This window comes from Parashewanella sp. 2304DJ23-3 (assembly GCF_056591695.1).
Genome location: NZ_JBWQOH010000001.1, coordinates 963,785 through 980,547 on the forward strand (window position 1 = coordinate 963,785; position 16,763 = coordinate 980,547).

Here is a 16,763-nt window from a genome sequence, read left to right on the forward strand (position 1 = left end):
TGTATGAGTGAAAATAGTGCACAAGATAAATCAGAACAGGCCACGCCCCAGAAGCTTAAAAAAGCGAAAGAAGAGGGACAAGTTCCTCGATCGAAAGATCTCGCCTCTTCGGCGCTCATCATGGTGGGTGCAGGTCTGTTGATGAATTACCAAACTGAAATTGCCTCGCAAATTGTTGAACTCACACAGTTCAATATGATGATCGACAAAAATGCATTGCGTGAAGTAGATATTTTACAGCTACATCTCGCATCATCACTCATGTCTGTGCTCACTATTCTTGCGCCAATATTGCTCATTTTAATGGTGACGACCATTATCACAGGCTCACTGCCGGGCGGCGTAGTATTAAGCGGGAAAAACTTAGGTTTTAAATATAATCGTATCGATCCAATTAAAGGCATTGGTCGTATTTTTTCAACTCGTTCTTTAGTTGAGCTTTTCAAGTCCGTGCTTAAAATCATTCTTTTAGCCGGGATTATGATTAATTTGCTGTCTAACGAGCTAACAAGCTTACTCGGCTACAGCCAGCTTGCCGTTGATGAAGCCATTTCTCAAGGGATCAATATGCTGGCCATGGGGATGCTCTACCTGTCACTTGGCTTATTAATCATTACTTTTATCGATGTGCCATACCAGTTTTGGCAACACGCTAAAGAGTTGAAGATGTCGAAACAAGAAATTAAAGAAGAGCAAAAACAACAGGAAGGTTCACCAGAGGTAAAAGGTCGCATTCGCCAATTGCAGCAAAAAATAAGTCGCTCTCGCGCTGATGTTTCCATCCCGCAAGCGGATGTTTTATTGGTAAACCCTACTCATTACTCCGTCGCTCTGAAATATGACGAACAAAAGTCTGATGCCCCATATGTTGTAACGAAAGGCACTGATGAACTTGCTTTGTATATGAAGCAAATTGCAAAAAAACATGATGTTGAAATTGTAGAAATTCCAGCGTTAACTCGTGCAGTGTACTACTCCACACAAGTTGAGCAACAGATCCCAGCAGCCTTATTTGTCGCCATTGCCCACATACTCAATTATGTAATGCAATTGCGAGCTGCTCGCCAAGGTAAGCAAAAAGCGCCTGCACCCTTACCGAACTTTTTCATTCCACCACATTTAAGACACGACTAGAGGTACTAAGCAGCATGGACACGTTTACCAAGCTATTTTCGGGTAACAAGGCATATATCGGCATTCCGGTTATGCTCTTAGCAATGCTTGCCATGGTGATTTTACCATTGCCGCCTTGGCTACTGGATATTCTGTTTACTTTCAATATCGTGCTATCAATCATGGTATTGCTGGTTGGCGTATCAATTCGTAGACCATTAGAGTTTTCAGTATTCCCAACCGTGTTGTTACTTGCCACATTGATGCGTTTGACCCTCAATGTTGCCTCAACTCGTGTGGTATTAATAGAGGGGCATAATGGTGGCGATTCCGCTGGTCGCGTGATTCAAGCCTTCGGTGAAGTGGTGATCGGTGGTAACTATGTAGTAGGTGCTGTGATCTTCCTGATCTTAATGATCATTAACTTCGTGGTGATCACCAAAGGTGGGGAACGAATTTCTGAAGTATCCGCACGTTTCACCTTGGATGCCTTACCCGGCAAGCAAATGGCGATTGATGCGGACTTAAATGCAGGTGTAATTAGTCAAGAGCAAGCTAAAGAACGCCGTCAAGATGTCGCTCGTGAAGCCGACTTTTACGGTTCAATGGATGGTGCCTCAAAGTTTGTGCGTGGGGATGCGATTGCTGGGATATTGATTTTAGCCATCAACATTATTGGCGGTATCTCTATTGGCGTCTTCATGCACGACCTGAGTGCAGCAGATGCTTTTAAGACCTATGCATTATTAACCATTGGTGACGGCTTAGTTGCGCAAATACCATCACTACTTTTGGCAACGGCAGCGGCAATTATCGTAACCCGCGTATCTGATGAAGAGGAGATGCCGCAGCAGTTAGGTAAGCAATTACTGGCAAACCCTAAAACCTTGGCTACTGCCGCTGGTGTAATGGTGGTCTTAGGTATTGTACCTGGCATGCCGGCGTTAGTTTTCTTAACCTTCGCAGCCATTTTAAGTTTTGCTGCTTGGCGCCAATACCAATTCCAACCGTCAACAGCACAAGATCTTGATATTGAAGAGGCCGCCGAAAATAGCTTGACTGAGCCTGCTGCACCAAGTTGGGACTCATTACCGTTTACTGATCTCATTGAAGTGCGTTTAGGTTACCGCTTAGTACATCTGGTTGAACGAGCAAAAGGGGCAGAACTGCAAAAGCGTCTGACGGGCATTCGCCGTACGCTATCAGAACAAGCTGGATTTTTACTAAGTGAAGTACGAGTGCGGGACAATTTATCGCTTGCGCCTAATGCTTATCAAATTAGCGTGATGGGAACACCTGTAATACTTGCAGAATTAGAGCCTGAGAAGTTAATGGCCATCAACAGTGGTGCTGTCCACGGTCAACTTAATGGTACCTTGACCAAAGATCCAGCTTACAATATGGATGCTATTTGGATTGAATCAAGCCAAAAATCGAAAGCCCTGAACTTAGGATATTCGGTGGTAGATAATGCAACCATTATTGCGACACATGTTAGTAAACTGATCCGTGAAGCGCTGCCTGAAATGCTACAACACGATGATGTGCATGCGCTGAATGATCGTCTTGCTAAGCAATCACCAAAACTCGCAGAATCGTTAAATACCGCTCTAACACCAATTCAACAACTTAAGGTTTTCCGATTATTGTTGAGAGAGCAAGTTTCGCTGCAAGATATTCGAACTATTGCCACGACATTGCTTGATTGCAGTGAAAATAGTAAAGATCCGATTCTATTGGCAGCAGATGTTCGCTGTGCATTGCGAAACAGTATCCTTCACAGCATTGTTGGTAACGCTAGCAAAGTGAATGTTATGACGCTTGCACCAGAGTTAGAGCAAACCTTGATGACGGCTCTAAATCAGGCGCAGCAACAGGGTAATACGTCTTTAGATAGTTTTCCTGTAGATCCACAGCTACTTGCTCAAATTCAGCAATATATGCCTGAACTATTAGCGAAAGCCAAAGAGCAAGGTCACACCCCAACGCTATTGGTACCACCGCAATTGCGCCCTATGTTAGCCCGTTATGCCTTAGCCTTTGCGAAAGGTCTACATGTGCTTTCATATAATGAAGTGCCAGAGTCAAAAGAGCTAATGATTGCAGGGCAATTAGGATAAAAAAACGTCTAGCGTCTCAAATATTCTCGATCTAAAGGCGCTAACCTTTACATTCTAAGTTATGATATTTAATTGAGTTATAAGGTTATAACTTAACGTTCTCGTTTCAATATTTGAGGTTTGTTTTGCCAAAGTACTTCCAGAATTTACGAACTGTCGCCATTCCGTTTCTAGCAACGTTCGTGTGTTTATTTGCAATATATTTGCAACAAGAACATTGGCAAAGTTGGCGACCAATTTTACGGGAGTTACCTTTGTGGCTATTGCCTATTTCAGCAGTGATTGCGATTCAATTTAACCGCAGTCGCTTAAGCTATTTAGCGTTGATCTTCACTTTCTACTTTGCAGTTGAACGAAGTCTATTATTCGATAATCAAGCTCTGCAACAAAACGCTTTAGTCATTTTTTCAGCCTTGAGTGCTGTGATGGCTTTTTTGGCACTAAGTAAAGACAGAGGCTTAACGTCTATTTTTACTTTCTTGAATATTGCTATCATTAGCGTGCTTTGCGTTATGGGCTATTTTTGGCATCAATATCAGGCCAGTACCTTAGCTTTACTCGAAAGTAATGCGAGTTTTCTCGCATCAAAAGGGCTTATCGAAATGCTCCCTTGGGGTATTTCAGCTCTCTTAATTTCAGTTGCCACTATAAAAAATGGCACCTTAACCTCTGCCGCCATTGCACTGAGCTTTAGCTTTTGGTCAGTGATATTTTTTAATCCTGAACTATTTCCTACTGCGATTTTATTAACGGTTTTAGCAGCACTTTACTTGATTAGTATCCTATTCGATTCATACACCCTTGCGTATCGTGATGAGCTTACATCGCTTCCCTCAAGGCGTGCTCTGTACAACTTAGTGCTATCACTAGGCCCTAAATACAGTGTTGCTATGATGGATATTGATCATTTCAAAAAGTTTAATGACACTTATGGTCATGATGTTGGTGATCAAGTATTAAAACTGGTTGCGAGTAAACTTTCTAAAGTCAGCGGAGGTGGTAGAGTTTTTCGGTATGGCGGTGAAGAATTTACGGTTGTTTTCTCTCGTAAAAACGCTACTGACACCATTGAACATTTAGAGGCCGTCCGACAGTCAATCGAGGACTACAAGATTGTTATTCGTAATGATGATCGCAAGAATGACTCGAAAAAGTCTCGTTCGAAAACTCAACAGGCGAATAAAACTGTGAGCGTAACCATATCAATTGGTGTAGCTGAGCATGGCAAAGGGGAAAACTTCGATCAGACGTTAAAACAAGCTGACTTAGCATTATATGATGCGAAGAAAAATGGCCGGAATCAGGTTTGTCTCAAATAAAGCGATGATATTCAATAATGAAAAGATACTAAAGAATAGAATAAATATGCACTTTAAACCTATAGTGGCAACCTTGAGACACTAAGATTATGAATACAATCTAATCTGTTAAAAGCGTTATTACAATACTTTTAAATAGGCTAACGAACTAAATTTATTTGAGGGAACGCCTCTGGAGTCGCCTTAAGAAAGTGTACGGTTGTTGGGCTATTTTCGGGTACATCATCTATGAGTAGTGCACAACGATCGAAACATAAAAACTGAATATAATCGGCCTTATTGACTCTTCCCAGCCTGCCTTTATTCGTCCAGTTATAAAACTTGTCTCTTTTAAGTGAGATACCAGCGTCTTTAAAAAGATCCCTAACGTCTTCATAAGCATAATCCGCATCAGTAATGACGACCATATTATGCCCATTCTTTTTCATCAATTTTACCTGTCTTAGTGCAGCTTTATCATAAAACATATATTGAGTAGTATTACTTTTTTTAAATTTAAACTTTTTATTAAACCTTCCACGTTTTTCTGAGCCGTACAGTAAAACGGTATCATCAAGGTCAAGTAATAGAGTTAACCTGGGATTGCATTCAGAAACTCCCTCTGAAGCTCTAACTATCCACTCTGAAACCGATGTTGGTGGTGATATTTCTCTAAAAATATCTATCACTCCAAATGATTTATTACGTATTTTTTTAAAATCAGTTTTATATCTCAGAGTGCTGTAGCTGTGTTGATGCTTAAGAGTTAAATACCGCTCCACTTGTTTTACAGAAGAGCATCCAAAAAAACTTTCGAAAGCATCTTTAACCGAACGATAGACCGATGATTGCTCCCTTGTACAAGAAATTGTTGTGTCATTCATACGAACATTAAATTGCTTCCATCCTTCATTTGGCAAATAGAAAAACAGATGAAAAGATTTTGGTCCATAAGTTTTATCGTAAAGCTTCTGATTCAGAACAGCCAACGATGCTGCTTCGATTCTAAATTTAGTTGAAAACATTTAAAATTGAATAACCAATAGCGATTTATTAAAAATACACATCATTAAGTAAACACGTGAACTCATAATAATCCCGTAAAACCCAGGAAATAATTTAAAGAATACGCTCAGTTTTCTTTGATTACAAAAAAACCAGCAATAAGCTGGTTTTTTTGGATATAAGCTGTAATGGTTTATTTCACTACAGTTAAATGACCGCGTTTTTTCGGAGGTTTATCATTGCCGTCATTTTCAGGTGCAGACTCTTGCTGAGCCGCAACTTCAGGCTCCGATAACTCGTCACTCTCTATCGCTTCTAAATGCGCATCATTTTCAGTCTCTTCATCGTCACTTGGCAGATAAGCATCTTCCATATCGAACACGGTACCTGCGCCATTTTCACGAGCATAAATAGCTACAATAGCAGCCATTGGTAAAACAATATGATGAGGTACGCCGCCAAAGCGGGCATTAAATTCAACAAAATGATTGTTCATCTCTAAACTTAATACCGCACTCATAGCGATATTAAGTACAATTTGACCATCTTTAACATATTGTTGAGGAACCTGTGTACCTTTAACGTACGCATCAACAACAATATGTGGTGTTAAACCATTGTCTAACAGCCAATCATAGTATGCTCGTAACAAATATGGACGATTTGGAGTCATGTATTAAATACCCATTCGCATTTCACGTTCAGCCTCAGTCAACGATGCTTTAAATGAGCTACGTTCAAAAATACGTGTCATATAAGCATGAATATGTTGACTAGATTGCATATCAAGCTCTATACCAAGTGTAGGCAATCTCCATAATAATGGACCTAAATAGCAATCAACTAAGCCAAACTCTTCACTCATGAAGTAAGGTGTTTCAGCGAAAATTGGTGCTAACGCTGTTAGGCTTTCTTTTAATTCTTTACGAGCTTGCTCTACATCATCACCGCTCTTAATTCGAGCCACGAGTGAGTACCAGTCATTTTCGATGCGGTGCATCATCAGACGGCTACTCCCCCTAGAGACAGGGTAAACAGGCATTAGCGGAGGATGAGGGAAACGCTCATCCAAGTATTCCATAATAATACGAGATTCATAAAGAACCAAGTCACGGTCTACTAGTGTTGGTACAGAGTTGTATGGGTTCAACTCCATTAAATCTTCTGGTAATTCGTTAGGGTCAACCTGTAAAACATCAACAGTGACTCCTTTCTCAGCCAAAACGATGCGCACTTGATGGCTATATAAATCATCGGCCCCTGAAAACAAGGTCATGATAGAGCGTTTGTTGGCAGCAACAGCCATTGATACCCTCCAAATTCTTATAAAAATAAAACAAACGAGGGGCTAAGCCCCTCGTCTATAGTCAGATAATGTACATTTTACCCTTTAAATGGGGTTAGTGTACATCTCTCCAGTATTCTTTCTTCAAGAAATAAGAGATGATGAAGAAAATAAACAAGAAGCCAAGTACATACCACCCCATTGATTCACGAACCGTACGTACAGGTTCTGCTGAATAAGTTAGGAAGTTTGTAATATCAAGGACTGCTTGGTCAAATTCTTCAGCAGACATACTGCCGCCTTTCGCTTCACCAGGCTTACACGTTTGAATACCGTGATCATCTGTAGTACAGGTAGCGTCTTTAACACCTTCTAATGTTTCTAACACGTTAGGCATACCCACTAATGGGAATACTGTGTTGTTAACACCAAATGGGCGAGTATCGTCTTTATAAAAGCCTTTTAGGTATGAATATACCCAATCGCTACCACGAACACGTGCAATCAAAGTTAGATCTGGCGGCGTAGCACCGAACCAAGCTGCAGCTTCTTTATGTGGCATAGCATTAGTCATCAAAGAACCAATCTTAGCGCCATCAAGAATATACTTTGCACGCATATCATCAGCAGATATACCTAAATCTTCTGCAACACGACCATAACGTTGATATTCAGTACTATGACAACCAGAACAATGTTGTTGAAATAAGTTCAAACCACGCTCTAAAGAAGCTTTATCGTGAAGATCAATATTCGCTTTCTCTAAAGGTACATTGCTGCCCGCTGCCATAACAAAAGTCGGAAGTAATGCAACTAATGCAATAAGTAATTTCTTCATTAGTGAGTCACCCTCTCTGGTACAGGCTTTGTTTTCTCATTTTTACTGTATAGCCACAAGAAGAAGAAGAAACCAAAGTAAGTCAAAGTAAAGACACGAGCTGCAATTGTTAATTCTGGTGTTGCAGGTACTGCGCCTAAATAACCTAATATTAAGAAAGAAATAGCGAACTGACCAATGTTTAACTTATGAAGCAAACTACGGTAACGAACTGACTTAACTTTACAACGGTCTAACCAAGGTAGAACGAATAGCACTACAATGGAAAGCCCCATCACTACAACACCACCTAGCTTATTAGGTACTGCACGAAGCATTGCGTAGAATGGCGTAAAGTACCAAACCGGAGCAATGTGTTCAGGTGTTTTCAGTGGGTTAGCTGGTTCAAAGTTTGGTTTTTCTAAGAAGTAACCACCACCGTCAGGCATAAAGAACAGTACATAGCAGAACAGTATTAAGAAACCCGCTACGCCCATGATGTCTTTAACCGTGTAATAAGGGTGGAATGGAATCCCATCAACTGGCCAACCATTTTCATCTTTATTTTTCTTAATTTCGATACCATCTGGATTGTTCGAACCTACTTCATGCAATGCAATTAAGTGAAGGAATACAAGAACAACAAGAACGAGTGGTAACGCAATTACGTGTAATGCGAAGAAACGGTTTAGAGTAGCACCAGAGATCACGTAGTCACCACGTATCCAAAGTGTTAAGTCATCACCGATTACAGGAATCGCACCAAACAAAGAAATAATTACCTGAGCACCCCAGAATGACATTTGTCCCCACGGAAGTAGATACCCCATGAAAGCTTCAGCCATTAATACGAGGAAAATCAGCATACCGAATAACCACAATAATTCTCGAGGCTTTTGGTAAGAACCATAAAGTACGCCACGGAACATATGCAAGTAAACTACGATAAAGAACGCAGATGCACCCGTAGAGTGCATATAACGAAGTAACCAACCATAATCAACATCACGCATGATGTATTCAACAGAAGCGAATGCACCTTCTGAAGTTGGTACATAGTTCATGGTTAACCAAATACCTGTTATTAGCTGATTGACTAATACTAGTAAGGCTAAAGAACCAAAAAAGTACCAAAAGTTAAAGTTAGTTGGTGTTGGATATTGTCCAACATGACGATTATAAGTTGCCGTCATTGGAATTCGTGCATCAATCCAATTTTGCATACTCTTTAACATTTGCATTACGCTACTCCTTTATCGAGACCGATAAGAACAGTTGCGTCATCCACATAATGATGCGGTGGAATTACTAAGTTCAATGGTGCTGGAACGCCTTGGAATACACGGCCAGCCATATCAAATTTAGAACCATGACAAGGACAAAAGAAGCCAGATCTTATACCTTCAACGTATTGCTCGAACTTATCGTGTTCATAAGTTGGTGAACAACCAAGGTGAGTACAAATACCTACAGCGATGAAGAATTCTGGTTTAATCGAGCGACCAGGATTCTTTGCATATGCTGGTTGTTGATCTTCTTCAGAGTTTGGATCACGCAATTTGTCATCATGCGTTTGAAGTTCATCCATAATGTCTTTATTACGACGAACAACCCAAACAGGTTTTCCACGCCATTCAACACGAATTAGCTGGCCTGGCTCTACTTTACTAATGTTAACTTCAACCGGTGCGCCTGCAGCTTTCGCTTTGGCACTTGGATTCCATGACTTGATGAAAGGAACCGCTACAGCGACGGCACCTGCTCCACCTACTACGGCGGTTGCGGCGGTCAGGAATCTGCGACGTCCGGTATCGACTGGCGCATTGCTCATCCACTTATCTCCCAGAGGGTGTTGGAATTTTATTTATTCAACGATATTAAAATCTTGGTACATCAAAGCTAAAGGAAAATTTTGTAACCTTTAGACAATAAAGTGTAGCACCAAAGATTGAGGCGGTGCTCATTATAGCGAAAAATTAGAAATAGATCATAGTGAAAACACATAAGTTACGTACGGATATTGGTTATTTTTTTCAATTTAAGGTGGAAAAGTGTGTGAAATGGCTAAAAAAGTGTCAATTAAACAGCAAGTGTTCAGCAAAGTTTGTGAATTAATAAATAAAAAGCCCGAACATGTTCGGGCTTTTTTACATTATCTTTGATAATTTGTCTTCAAATTAGTACGAAGTTACTTCTTTTCAGAGCCTTTCATATATTTAAAAAACTCACTGTCCGGTGAAAGTACCATAACATCAGAATTTTTTGCAAAACTTGCACGGTAGGCTTCTAAGCTACGTAAGAAACTGTAAAACTCAGGATCTTTCTTGTATGTGTCAGCATAAATCTTTGCTGCTGTTGCATCACCTTCACCTCGAGTAATTGAAGCTTTACGCTCTGCATCTGCAATCTTAATCGACACACTTGCATCAATCGTTGCTTTAATGATTTCAGACTGCTCTTTACCTTGTGCACGATGTTCTTTCGCTACAGCTTGACGCTCTGCACGCATACGCTTATAAATACTGTTACTCACGTTTTCAGGTAAGTTGATTTGCTTAACTCGCACATCAACAACCTCAATACCTAAGTCTTTAGCACTGTGAATCGCATTCATTAAAGCATCACGTTGCAGCTCATCACGACTACCTGAAACAATTTCTTTAATTGTTCGGCGACCAAACTCAGTACGTAAATCGTTATTTACTTTACGTTGTAATAATGATTCAGCAATGGCTTTAGTTCCAGTATTCGTCGATAGATAGTACTTTTCAAAGTTTTCTACACGCCACTTAACGTATGAATCTACCATCAAGTCTTTCTTTTCAGACGTAACAAAGCGATCAGCGTCACTGTCTAAAGTTTGTATACGCGCATCAATCCAACGAACTTCATCAATTAACGGGATTTTAAAATGAAGGCCAGGTGCAAATACTTTATTAGTTTGCGTACCGTCTACTTCTGTTTTTAATACCGCTTTGAATCGGGTCACAATCGCTCTTTCGCCTTCATCTACTTTAAAAATTGAAGACAAACTTAAGCCCACAAGCAGGGCAAGAATAATTAAAACTACTCTACTCATAATTATCTCCCTGACTGACGCATACGTTGTTCACGAGTCAAACGTGTTGACACCGGAGTGCCTGAGTTTGTCGAGTGACTGCCATTTGAATGCGTGGAATGTTCAGTATTTGGTACAACCTGAAATTGCATTGGCTGCGACTTATGTGTATTACCTTTTTCCATTAACTTATCTAATGGCAAATACATCAAGTTGTTACCGTTCTTGCTATCAATGAGTACTTTGCTATTACCAGCTAATACTTCTTGCATTGTATCCAGATACAAACGCTTACGAGTTACATCAGGTGCTTGACGGTATTCAGGTAGTAATTTTTCAAAGCGAGCAACTTTACCTTTAGCATCCAAGATCACATTTTGCTGGTATGCCATAGCTTGCTGCCCAATACGCTCAACTCGACCACGAGCACGTGGCTCAACTTCACGAGCATACGCTTTCGCTTCAAGAATAGAGCGCTGTTCATCTTCTTGTGCAGCAATAGCATCATCAAACGCATCTTTAACTTCTTCTGGCGGACGTGCAGGAAGTACGTTCACATCCTTTATCGCAAGACCAAGCTTATAAGGCTTAATAATACGCTCGATTTCTGCCAAAGTCGCTTTACGAATTTCTTCACGCCCAGTGGTCAGAATGTCATCCATTTTGTTGTGACCAACCACATAACGTAATGCACTGTCCGTCGCTTCACGTAAACTTGCGTTTGCATCTACAGAGCTAAATAAGTAACGATAAGGATCTGAAACCTCATATTGAACCTCTAACTCGACACGCACTACGTTCTCGTCAGCCGTTAACATGCTGCCAGAAGCAGGAAGTGAACGAATATTAGTTACGTTAACAGGGTAAACCTTATCGATAAAAGTCGCTTGCCAATGAAGGCCGGGTTCTGACACACCAATGTACTGACCAAAGCGTAATACAACACCTTTTTCAGCTTCTTTGATGGTATAAAATCCTGAAATACCCCACACAAATAGAGCTATAGCTAAGAAAATTAAAATTCCAGTTTTTCCAAAACTAGAACCATTCCCTTTTCCGCCCATGCGCTTTGACATTCCACGAAAGATATCTTCTAGATCTGGTGGTCCTTTATCATTTCCACCATTTCCTTTATTTCCCCAAGGGTCTTTGCCCTTATTTCCGGGCTCATTCCAAGCCATTCAACACTCCATAACAGAATGAAAAAATTTAAGTCCAATCACATTATATAAAAACTGCTTTTACATAGAAACGTGATCAAGCTCACTTACTAATAATTGTAGCTACTCTAACAGCGCTTTATCCGATAATAAAGCTTTCCAGCTCGCCTTGGCTCTGCTTTAACAAGCGCTTCCAATTCGATTCTGGTAGGCGAACGGACAAAATGCAATTTCCTAGCTCATCATATTCTTGCGATTGTGTCGCTTCGAGTCGATAAAACTGACCAAGATAGTGCCCAGATGCAGCAGGAATTTTTAATGTAAATTCAGCTACTTTATCTCCAACAAGTTGCTCAATAGCATCTGCTAGTAATTCAAATCCAAGTCGCTGTTGAGCAGAAACCCAAACTCTAATTGGCAAACCTTCATCGTTGTAATCTACTTTTGGCTTCACAGTCTCAAGCAAATCTATTTTGTTACAAACTATGAGCTGTGGGATGTCTTTGGCATTAATCTCTTCAAGTACATGTTGTACCTGCTCAAAATTTTCTCCCATATTTTCATCAGCGCAATCGACAACATGTAACAGCAAGTCTGCATTACGTGTTTCTTGTAATGTTGCTTTAAATGCTGCAACTAAATCATGGGGAAGGTGCCGAATAAATCCTACAGTATCAGCCAAAATTACACTGTGATCTTTAAGCTCTAACTTTCTCAACGTTGGGTCGAGTGTTGCGAACAACTGATCTGCTGCATAAACATCAGAACTAGTTAACGCATTAAAGAGTGTTGATTTTCCAGCGTTAGTGTAACCAACTAATGACACGGTAGCTAAATCACTTCGACTACGCGCACGCCTGCTTTGTTGACGCTGTTTATCTACCTTATCTAGGCGACGATTAATAGACTTAATTCTGCCTCGTAATAAACGTCTATCCGTTTCTAACTGAGTTTCACCCGGCCCACGTAAACCAATACCACCTTTTTGTCTTTCAAGGTGGGTCCAGCCTCGAACCAAACGAGTCGACATATGTCTCAATTGAGCAAGTTCAACTTGTAACTTACCCTCGTGAGTTCTTGCACGCTGCGCAAAAATATCAAGAATTAACGTAGTTCTATCAAGGACACGGCACTCACAAATCATTTCAAGATTTCGTTCTTGAGCTGGTGATAATGCGTGATTGAAAATAACGACATTAGCTTCTGTGCCTGCCACCATCGCAGCAAGCTCTTCAGCTTTACCTGAACCTACAAAAAATTTGCGGTCGGGTGCATTGCGACTACCTGTAATTGTACCAACAGCATTTGCACCCGCAGACTCAACCAACAATTGCAGTTCAGTAAGGTCTTCTCGACGCTCATCATCTGCAAAGTCAATGTGGACAAGAACAGCTTTTTCTCCTGCCTCATAACGATCAAACAAAAAGTAAACCCCTCAATAAATACCTGACCATAAGTTCTAAATCATTCTAGCGATCAGACTTAATCTAATACGAGTTATTACGTATGACGCATAACCTCAGCTAAGTAACTAAAGCTATAGCATCGAAGAATGACGAAGCTAAATTTAGATGTCAAAAATCTAACATAATTTATGGTAAGGCACTTTAATTACTCTTCGTTGCTATCCATTTCTTGTGCAGGAGCTGAACCACCTTGATTAGCGCTTACATTAAATGGTCGAGCTGGTACGACAGTCGAAATAGCATGCTTGTAAACCATTTGGCTTACTGTATTTTTTAGTAAAATTACAAACTGATCAAACGACTCTACTTGTCCTTGTAGTTTAATGCCGTTAACCAAATAAATAGAAACTGGAACGCGCTCACGACGCAATGCGTTCAAAAATGGGTCTTGTAATGATTGCCCCTTAGCCATCGTATTTTCCTTTTTTAATTTATTAAAATCAATCTACTACGTTAATAATAACAACAGTATGATACAACATGGATAAATTAGCTAATATCAAGTTAAGTAAGTTGAATCTCGCTCAAAAATTAACGGGAGGCAGCTTATCTAATGCTTCCTGTCAATATACTTACTATACCCGTGATACTTGAATAAGCCCTGATTCTTGAATATTCGAGAATCACAGGTATTTAACCTAAAGATGCTGTGTCACTTTGACTACATTCCCTTCAGCACCACTTTCTAACCAATTTAAATTTTCCCAACTACGTAACCATGTTAATTGACGTTTAGCTAATTGCCTAGTAGCAGCAACAACTTTTTCAGACATCTCATTATAGTTAAATTCGCCATCTAAGTATTGCCAACACTGACGATACCCTACACAACGCATAGATGGTAGATTAATATCTAGATCACCTCGTTGCTTTAACTTGGTTACTTCTTCTACAAATCCTTGTTCTAACATGATCTCAAAGCGCTTGGCAATCAGCTCATGCAAGGTCTTCCTTTCTGTCGGAGCAATAGCAAACTGCACGAAATCATAAGGTAAAGGTTCAGCTTTAACTTGAGTCAATTCAGTCAAACTCTTACCACTAATTCGAAAAACTTCTAATGCTCTCGATAGTCTCTGAGGGTCATTTCCATGAATACGCTCAGCTGATACTGGATCAACTTTTTTAAGTTCTTCATGTATCCATTGCCAACCATGCTGTTCTGCTTCTTTCATGATCTGTGCTCGAATTTCTGGCACAGCTTCTGGCAACGGTGATAGCCCTTCTAATAATGCTTTAAAATAAAGCATGGTTCCACCAACTAAAAGTGGGGTTTTACCATTTTTTATGATGCTTTCGATCTCATTAATTGCATCACGACGAAAATCAGCCGCCGAATAACTCTCTAATGGATCTAAAATATCAATCAAACGATGTGGAGCTCTTGTTAATTCATCTTTGCTCGGCTTCGCAGTACCAACGTTCATTTCTTTATAAACGAGTGCAGAGTCAACGGAAATAATTTCACAATTGTGTTTTTCAGCTAACTCTAGTGCTAACGCTGTCTTTCCTGATGCAGTTGGCCCCATCAGGGTTAGTACTTTTGGATTACTCACTAATTTTCTCTTGTGAACTACTTACCAAGCTCTTTTCTGTTTGCCTTTCAGCTAACCAATTCTGCCAAGGTAAATGAATGCTTCTCGTGTTTAAAATATCTTGTTGAACTATATCATCTAAAAGCTCATACGATTTCCAAGCTTGTGTTGCCGAAATGAAACCTTTTACAGATTCCTGAGCAAGCCAACTTGCCAATTCTTCATCAGAAGGCTCTTGAAACTGAAGCCACTGCATTAAAGCTGGTATTACTTTTGCAAGCTGACTGTCTCTTATATATGAGGGCACTTTTTTAATTATCAACTGTTTTAACTTAATTGATAATTCAATGCCAAGTTTGCGCAAAATTTGCTCTTTAATTTGCAGTATTTCTTGCCATTCCGGCACTACGCTTACAGAAACTGGCATAAGTAACGGCTGTGCTTGTAAACCATTTGGTAACGTTTTTAAGATCGCTTGCTTTTGGGTTATAGCCGCTGCACTCTTGATTGGTAGCAACCGAATTTGGTCATCAGATACGATAACCCAATACTCTCCATTCACTAATGGTGGCATGGTTGAAGTATGAATTTGGGTCTCATTCACTTCATTAGTTGTATTTGGCGATGTCGCCAACAACTCAGCATAACTTTTTACTGCGTTAGCATTAATTGAATCACGACTTACTGGTTGATACCCACCGTAACTTTTACTGCCGCCTGAACCAGCCAAGTTTGGTTGATAAGAACCCGAAGTATTTTGTTCAGAAAAGTTACTTTGTGAATAACCACTTGTTAAAGAACTTGATTCACCGAAATTTGCTTCATATTCATCGGCTGTATTAGCCTCTGTTGGCACTGATAAACCATGAGGTTCATTTTGTTGTGGCTTTGAACCTAAAAGATCAGCTACTGAAATTTGACTTAACGCCGACTGTAACGCCTGCAGAATAAAGTCGTGAATATAACGGCTTTGATGGAAACGAACTTCGTGTTTCGCCGGATGTACGTTTACATCGACTTGGTGAGGATCAAGCTCAAACATTAATACATAGTTTGGTTGTTCTTGAATCGATAGCTCCGCAAATGCTTGTCGTACAGCATGATTGACCAAACGATCGCGCACCAACCGCCCATTAACATAGAAATAATGAGTAACTGGCGATAAGTCTTGTTGAAGAGGAGATTGTAAATAGCCAGATAAAGACAAACCGTCATGCTGACAATCAACTTTAATCGCTTCTTCAGCAAAGGCCTTGCTGCTTACTTGTGCTAGGCGTTGAATGTACTGCGATTCAGTATTAGCCGGTCGGTAATTCCGAACCATCTTACCATTGTGTTGTAAGGTAAAGTGGATGCTCGCTCTAACCAATACAATGCGCTTGAGCCATTCATCGATATGAGTGAACTCAGTTTTGTCACTTTTTAAAAAACGTCGTCTTGCTGGCGTATTAAAAAATAAGTCAGCTACATCAATCGTCGTCCCAGTAGGGTGTGCCGCTGGAATTACTTTTACAGCCATCTGAGAACCTTCAGCATAAGCTTGCCATGCTTCCGACTGACTTTCAGGCTTTGATGTGATTGTTAAACGAGAAACAGAACTGATACTTGCTAGTGCTTCACCACGAAAACCAAAACTTAATATTGCTTCAAGATCATCTAACGTTGCCACTTTTGAGGTAGCATGCCGAGCTAAGGCTAAAGACAGGTCCGTTTTTCCGATACCGCAACCATTATCTCTAATTCGAATAAGCTTAGCGCCGCCTTTTTCGATCTCAATATCAATTTTAGTAGCACCGGCATCGATACAGTTCTCAACTAGCTCTTTAACAACTGAAGCTGGTCTCTCGACTACCTCACCTGCGGCAATTTGGTTTGCTAGTTGTGGTGGTAAAATTTGTATAGGCATCTA

The 16,763-nt window shown here is 40.3% G+C and carries 15 protein-coding genes; 3 read left to right on the forward strand and 12 right to left on the reverse strand.

What is annotated here, in order from left to right:
- Window positions 1-3: 3 nt before the first annotated feature.
- The 3 genes from flhB (at window position 4) to AC1EU2_RS04275 (ending at window position 4,552) form a co-directional block, all read left to right on the forward strand.
- Entirely contained in the window at window positions 4-1,134 is a 1,131-nt protein-coding gene (gene flhB / locus AC1EU2_RS04265; RefSeq protein ID WP_480296750.1) for a flagellar biosynthesis protein FlhB, read from the forward strand.
- Between the two features lie 14 nt (window positions 1,135-1,148).
- Window positions 1,149-3,233 carry a flagellar biosynthesis protein FlhA gene (gene flhA, locus AC1EU2_RS04270; RefSeq protein ID WP_480296751.1) on the forward strand — a complete coding sequence of 695 codons (2,085 nt, stop codon included), beginning with the start codon at window positions 1,149-1,151 and terminating at the stop codon, window positions 3,231-3,233.
- A 125-nt stretch (window positions 3,234-3,358) separates the two neighbouring features.
- A complete protein-coding gene (locus AC1EU2_RS04275; protein ID WP_480296752.1) occupies window positions 3,359-4,552 on the forward strand; it encodes a GGDEF domain-containing protein in 1,194 nt (397 codons plus the stop codon).
- A 140-nt stretch (window positions 4,553-4,692) separates the two neighbouring features.
- On the opposite strand, the gene AC1EU2_RS04280 is transcribed toward AC1EU2_RS04275, so the two are convergent.
- The 12 genes from AC1EU2_RS04280 to mutL form a co-directional block, all read right to left on the reverse strand.
- On the reverse strand, window positions 4,693-5,556 hold the full coding sequence (locus AC1EU2_RS04280) for a hypothetical protein (protein WP_480296753.1): 864 nt from the start codon (window positions 5,554-5,556) through the stop codon (window positions 4,693-4,695).
- A gap of 173 nt (window positions 5,557-5,729) precedes the next feature.
- Window positions 5,730-6,209 carry a ClpXP protease specificity-enhancing factor gene (locus AC1EU2_RS04285; RefSeq protein WP_480296754.1) on the reverse strand — a complete coding sequence of 160 codons (480 nt, stop codon included), beginning with the start codon at window positions 6,207-6,209 and terminating at the stop codon, window positions 5,730-5,732.
- 3 nt (window positions 6,210-6,212) lie between these two features.
- A complete protein-coding gene (gene sspA, locus AC1EU2_RS04290; protein WP_480296755.1) occupies window positions 6,213-6,842 on the reverse strand; it encodes a stringent starvation protein SspA in 630 nt (209 codons plus the stop codon).
- 94 nt (window positions 6,843-6,936) lie between these two features.
- A complete protein-coding gene (locus tag AC1EU2_RS04295; RefSeq protein ID WP_480296756.1) occupies window positions 6,937-7,659 on the reverse strand; it encodes a cytochrome c1 in 723 nt (240 codons plus the stop codon).
- Window positions 7,659-8,873: a cytochrome b gene (locus AC1EU2_RS04300; RefSeq protein WP_480297075.1), complete on the reverse strand. Its 1,215-nt coding sequence runs from the start codon at window positions 8,871-8,873 to the stop codon at window positions 7,659-7,661. The genes AC1EU2_RS04295 and AC1EU2_RS04300 overlap by 1 nt, the downstream gene beginning before the upstream one ends.
- 5 nt (window positions 8,874-8,878) lie before the next feature.
- On the reverse strand, window positions 8,879-9,469 hold the full coding sequence (petA, locus tag AC1EU2_RS04305; RefSeq protein ID WP_480296757.1) for a ubiquinol-cytochrome c reductase iron-sulfur subunit: 591 nt from the start codon (window positions 9,467-9,469) through the stop codon (window positions 8,879-8,881).
- Between the two features lie 357 nt (window positions 9,470-9,826).
- Window positions 9,827-10,717: a protease modulator HflC gene (gene hflC / locus AC1EU2_RS04310; RefSeq protein ID WP_480296758.1), complete on the reverse strand. Its 891-nt coding sequence runs from the start codon at window positions 10,715-10,717 to the stop codon at window positions 9,827-9,829.
- 2 nt (window positions 10,718-10,719) lie between these two features.
- A complete protein-coding gene (gene hflK / locus AC1EU2_RS04315) occupies window positions 10,720-11,877 on the reverse strand; it encodes an FtsH protease activity modulator HflK (RefSeq protein WP_480296759.1) in 1,158 nt (385 codons plus the stop codon).
- A gap of 118 nt (window positions 11,878-11,995) precedes the next feature.
- Window positions 11,996-13,279, reverse strand: a complete 1,284-nt coding sequence (gene hflX / locus AC1EU2_RS04320) for a ribosome rescue GTPase HflX (RefSeq protein WP_480296760.1) — start codon at window positions 13,277-13,279, stop codon at window positions 11,996-11,998.
- Window positions 13,280-13,467: 188 nt separating this feature from the next.
- A complete protein-coding gene (gene hfq / locus AC1EU2_RS04325; RefSeq protein ID WP_480296761.1) occupies window positions 13,468-13,734 on the reverse strand; it encodes an RNA chaperone Hfq in 267 nt (88 codons plus the stop codon).
- Between the two features lie 226 nt (window positions 13,735-13,960).
- Entirely contained in the window at window positions 13,961-14,875 is a 915-nt protein-coding gene (gene miaA, locus AC1EU2_RS04330; protein WP_480296762.1) for a tRNA (adenosine(37)-N6)-dimethylallyltransferase MiaA, read from the reverse strand.
- On the reverse strand, window positions 14,868-16,760 hold the full coding sequence (mutL, locus tag AC1EU2_RS04335; protein ID WP_480296763.1) for a DNA mismatch repair endonuclease MutL: 1,893 nt from the start codon (window positions 16,758-16,760) through the stop codon (window positions 14,868-14,870). The genes miaA and mutL overlap by 8 nt, the downstream gene beginning before the upstream one ends.
- Window positions 16,761-16,763: the final 3 nt, after the last annotated feature.

What these genes read in the sequence shown, in the direction of transcription:
- flhB (WP_480296750.1), top strand. Translation starts at nt 4, where the DNA reads ATGAGTGAAAATAGTGCACAAGATAAATCAGAACAGGCCACGCCCCAG.
- AC1EU2_RS04280 (WP_480296753.1), bottom strand. Translation starts at nt 5,556, where the DNA reads ATGTTTTCAACTAAATTTAGAATCGAAGCAGCATCGTTGGCTGTTCTG.
- AC1EU2_RS04295 (WP_480296756.1), bottom strand. Translation starts at nt 7,659, where the DNA reads ATGAAGAAATTACTTATTGCATTAGTTGCATTACTTCCGACTTTTGTT.
- AC1EU2_RS04285 (WP_480296754.1), bottom strand. Translation starts at nt 6,209, where the DNA reads ATGACTCCAAATCGTCCATATTTGTTACGAGCATACTATGATTGGCTG.
- sspA (WP_480296755.1), bottom strand. Translation starts at nt 6,842, where the DNA reads ATGGCTGTTGCTGCCAACAAACGCTCTATCATGACCTTGTTTTCAGGG.
- mutL (WP_480296763.1), bottom strand. Translation starts at nt 16,760, where the DNA reads ATGCCTATACAAATTTTACCACCACAACTAGCAAACCAAATTGCCGCA.
- hflC (WP_480296758.1), bottom strand. Translation starts at nt 10,717, where the DNA reads ATGAGTAGAGTAGTTTTAATTATTCTTGCCCTGCTTGTGGGCTTAAGT.
- petA (WP_480296757.1), bottom strand. Translation starts at nt 9,469, where the DNA reads ATGAGCAATGCGCCAGTCGATACCGGACGTCGCAGATTCCTGACCGCC.
- hflK (WP_480296759.1), bottom strand. Translation starts at nt 11,877, where the DNA reads ATGGCTTGGAATGAGCCCGGAAATAAGGGCAAAGACCCTTGGGGAAAT.
- hfq (WP_480296761.1), bottom strand. Translation starts at nt 13,734, where the DNA reads ATGGCTAAGGGGCAATCATTACAAGACCCATTTTTGAACGCATTGCGT.
- AC1EU2_RS04300 (WP_480297075.1), bottom strand. Translation starts at nt 8,873, where the DNA reads ATGTTAAAGAGTATGCAAAATTGGATTGATGCACGAATTCCAATGACG.
- flhA (WP_480296751.1), top strand. Translation starts at nt 1,149, where the DNA reads ATGGACACGTTTACCAAGCTATTTTCGGGTAACAAGGCATATATCGGC.